Here is a 3,850-nt window from a genome sequence, read left to right as displayed (position 1 = left end):
CCGCCGCCGCGCCCGGCCGACCTCGCCGGGCTGGAGGCCGCCGTCCGCGCCCGCTCCCGGCGGCGCTCCCCCGCCGCCCGGACCGTCCGGCCGGACGCCCGGCGTCACCGAGGTCGCGGCGCGCTGGGCGACCGGGCGCTCGTCGGACTGATCGGCATCGACGGCGAGCTGCACGCGGTGACGGTCGCGACGGTCGGCCCCGGCGCACCCGCTCGGGCCCGCCGACCCCGTGCGCCACGACGTCCGCGTGGTCCGCTACGCGGCCCACCGCCTCGCCGCCGACGACGATCCGGACGCGGCCGAGGCCCTCTCCGGCGCCGCCGACCGGCTCGACCGGACCCTGCTGGCCCCGCTCCGCGACGTCCTCGGCGACCGCGATCTCGTCATCGCCCCCGCCGGGCCCCTGCACGGGCTCCCCTGGCCCGCGCTCCCGTCCCTGGCCGAACGTCCGGTCACGGTCGTCCCGTCCGCGCGCGCTTGGCTGCGGGCCCGCACGTCCCCTGAGCCCCGCCCCGGCGGGCACGTCCTGCTCGTCGCGGGCCCGGGCCTCGAACACGCCGCACGCGAAGTCGCGTCCCTGCGGCGCCTGCACCCGGACGCGCGCGTCCTGCACGGGCCGAGGGCGCGCGCGGAAGCCGTCCGGGACGCCCTGGACGGCGCCTCGCTCGCGCACCTCGCGGCCCACGGCGAGTTCCGCGAGGGCAACGCCCTGTTCTCCCGGCTCCGGCTGGCCGACGGTCCGCTGCTGGTCCACGACCTCGACGAGCTGTCCGCGCCCCCGGCCCTGGTCGTCCTGTCCGCGTGCGACATCGGGCGCGGCGACGAGGGCGACGCCGTCCTCGGCATGGCGGGCGTCCTGCTCGCCCTCGGCACCGCCACCGTGATCGCCAGCGTGACGCCGATCCGGGACGCCGCGGCGCCCGCGTTCATGTCCGCGTTCCACACCGGCCTCGCGGCGGGCCTGCCGCCGTCGCACGCCCTCGCCGCCGCGCCGAGCACGCCCGGCGTCCTGGGCGTCCTGTGCATGGGCGGCGGCTGAGGACCGGCGGCGGCGCCGGGGTCAGCCGGTGCCGGTGGCGACCGGGTTGGCGGGGTCGGCGACCCAGTTCGACCAGGAACCGACGTAGAGGGCGGCGGGAATGCCCGCGAGGTTCAGCGCGAGGATCTCGTGGGCGGCCGTCACCCCGGACCCGCAGTAGGCGCCGACGTCGGCCGCGTCCGTGGCGCCGAGCTGGCCGAACCGCTCGCGGAGCAGCCCCGGCGGCAGGAACCGTCCGTCGACACCCACGTTCCCGGACGTCGGGGCACTGCGGGCGCCGGAATGTGCCCGGCGACCGGATCCACGGGCTCCTGCTCGCCCCGGTACCGCTCGGCGCTGCGCGCGTCGAGCAGCACCCCGCCGCGCGCGAGCTCCGCGGCGCCCTCGGCGTCCAGGACGGGAAGCCTGCCCGGGGTCGCCAGGAAATCTCCCGGTTTGATCTCCGGCTCCTCGGTGGTCACCGAGAGACCCGCCTCCGTCCAGGCCCGGTAACCGCCGTCCAGAACACGCACCTTGTCGTGACCGAAATAGCGGAGCGACCACCAGACGCGTGCCGCGGCCGTCGAATCGGCGTCGTCGTACACCACCACGAGGCGGTCGGGCGACACCCCGGCGCGCCGCATCGCGGCCTCGAAGTCGCCGCCGCCGGCAGCGGATGCCGTCCGCCCCGGCCCGGCGGCCCGGCCGCGTCCCGGTCCAGGTCGACGAAGACCGCGCCGGGCAGATGGCCCTCGCGGTAGGACTCGATCCCGGGGGGTCCGGCCAGCCGCCACCGCGCGTCCAGCAGCACCACGGGGGCCCGCCGCCGGATCAGCCGATCCAGCGCGGGCGCGTCGATGAGAGGGTGCACACCGCCAGTCTGAACGCCGTCGCCCGGGTTGGGGAGAGGTGAATCCTGGTTCGTCACAGTCACCCAGGCTACGCAGTTCCGGCGATCATGTCGGCCCGGACGCGGTCAGCAGCGGCACCAGCCGCTCCGCCGAGATCATCGAACCGTGCATGCCGACCATGTGCTCCAGCCACGGCTCCCGCTCGGACGCGACGATGGCCAGGCCGCCGTGCGGCACCACGACCACGTCGCCGATCCGCTCGGCCATCCCCGGTGCCACCTGCCCGAACCAGCCGTCCGCCACCGCCTCCTCGCGCGGCACCACCCAGGCGCGGTCGCCCACGACCGCCCGCCACGCCGCGAGAACGTCCTCGCGCGCCCCCGGCTCGGCGTAGACGTACCGGCACCGCGCGTCCCCGCCGAGCAGCGCGACGCCGTCCTGCAGCGCGGGCGTCCGGTCGGCGTCCAGCCGCTCCCCCGGGTCGACCATCCCGTGGTCGGCGGTCACGCACAGCAGCGCCCCGGCGGGCAGGACGTCCGCGATCCGCTCGGCGAGCTGATCGACGAACCGGAGCTGGAACCGCCACTCGGCCGAGTCGACGCCCCGCCGGTGCCCCGTCGCGTCCAGGTCCGCGTGGTAGACGGTCACGTACGCGCGGTCGCCCGCCCGCAGCGCCGCCTCGGTGCGTCCGACCAGCTCGCCCAGCGCGTCCGCGGGAAGGTACACGGCGCCCCGGGACGCCGCGCGGCTCAGCGGCGTGTTCCGCAGATGCCGCGCCCCGACGTACCCCACGGCGACGCCGTCCGCCGCCGCGCGCTCGTACACGGTCGGCGCGGGCTGGAACTCGCCGGGGTCCACCCCCGCGTCGTCGCGCCACCGCAGCAGGTTGAGCAGCCGTCCCGTCCCCGGGACCGCCACCTGCAGGCCGAGCAGCCCGTGCCCGCCCGGCGGCAGGCCCGTGCCCAGCGACCCGATGCTGGTGACCGTCGTCGCCGGCAGCCCGGCGTCGATCGCCCGCCCGCTCAGCGCGTTGAGGAACGGCGCCTCGTCCCGGTGGGCGCGCAGCTGCTCCCAGCCGAGCCCGTCGATCAGCAGGACGCACACGCGCGCGGCGGGCGGCAGCCCCAGCACGTTCGCCGCGCCCGGGACGCCCAGCGTCGCCAGCACCGACGGCGGCAGATCCGGCAGTGCGCCCGTCCCGTACCGCGGGACGGGCGGCGGCGGGGCGCTCACCGGGCGGTGGCCGCGGAGAGCTCCTCCGCGAAGGCCAGCACGTGCCCCACCGCGTCGCCGCCGTCCGCGGCCTCGCTCACCCGCAGCGACAGATCGTCGGCCGTGACGCTGCCGGTGTACCCGTGATCGGCCTCGCAGTTCTCGTCGCCGCAGGTCGCGGGCTCCAGATCGATGTGCGCGATGGCGCCCCACCCGATCGTCAGGACGACCTCGGTGGGCGGCACGCCCGGCACGTACGACGCCGGGTCGGGAACGACCCGCGTCACCGCCACCGACTGGACGCGGTCCAGCTTGACGGCCTCGGTGGTCGTGGAGGCGTGCGGCCGGGGCATGCCCTCGCCCGGGGGGTGCTCGTCGGTGTGGCACACCAGCAGCCGGCTCGCGGACAGGACCAGCACGGTCACATGCCGGCGGACCTCCATCGCGGGGTCGAACGTCGCCTCGTGATGCACCACGTAGGCGGTGACCGGCTCGTCCCCGATGGCCGACTCGACCGCGTCCGCGACCAGGGCCGGGTAGTAGCCGCTGCGCTCGATGGCCGTACGCAGACCATTGGCGGTCGCTCGCGTTTCCCTCATGGCCCCATCCTGCCTTGTCCAGGCCCGCACGTGCACACAACCGCCCCTGCCCGCACAATCGCCCCGTCCCCGCACACCCCCGAACCCCGACCGCACGCACAGCCCCGTGCGTCCTCCCTCACACCACCCGCCCCAACCGCACATCCCCGATCCCACGAGCCCGGCCGCAC

Annotated in this window: 5 protein-coding genes; 1 reads left to right on the top strand and 4 read right to left on the bottom strand. The window is 76.8% G+C overall.

Annotated features, from left to right (window positions below):
* Nucleotides 1–247 precede the first annotated feature (247 nt).
* Nucleotides 248–1,039, top strand: a complete 792-nt coding sequence (locus BJF79_RS34295; protein WP_262402980.1) for a CHAT domain-containing protein — start codon at nt 248–250, stop codon at nt 1,037–1,039.
* Between the two features lie 21 nt (nt 1,040–1,060).
* Here the strand turns inward: BJF79_RS34295 and BJF79_RS62945 are convergent, their stop codons facing one another.
* The 4 genes from BJF79_RS62945 to BJF79_RS34280 all read right to left on the bottom strand — a co-directional run bounded on the left by BJF79_RS62945 (nt 1,061) and on the right by BJF79_RS34280 (nt 3,680).
* Entirely contained in the window at nt 1,061–1,183 is a 123-nt protein-coding gene (locus BJF79_RS62945; RefSeq protein ID WP_262402979.1) for a hypothetical protein, read from the bottom strand.
* Entirely contained in the window at nt 1,180–1,662 is a 483-nt protein-coding gene (locus BJF79_RS62940) for a sulfurtransferase (RefSeq protein WP_262402978.1), read from the bottom strand. Before BJF79_RS62940 ends, BJF79_RS62945 begins: the two co-directional genes overlap by 4 nt.
* A 312-nt stretch (nt 1,663–1,974) precedes the next feature.
* On the bottom strand, nt 1,975–3,102 hold the full coding sequence (locus tag BJF79_RS34285) for an alkaline phosphatase family protein (protein ID WP_075903686.1): 1,128 nt from the start codon (nt 3,100–3,102) through the stop codon (nt 1,975–1,977).
* On the bottom strand, nt 3,099–3,680 hold the full coding sequence (locus BJF79_RS34280) for a DUF5998 family protein (protein ID WP_075903684.1): 582 nt from the start codon (nt 3,678–3,680) through the stop codon (nt 3,099–3,101). Before BJF79_RS34280 ends, BJF79_RS34285 begins: the two co-directional genes overlap by 4 nt.
* Nucleotides 3,681–3,850: the final 170 nt, after the last annotated feature.

The organism is Actinomadura sp. CNU-125, assembly GCF_001942465.1.
GTDB lineage: Bacteria > Actinomycetota > Actinomycetes > Streptosporangiales > Streptosporangiaceae > Spirillospora.
This window is presented reverse-complemented; position numbering and strand designations above follow the sequence as displayed.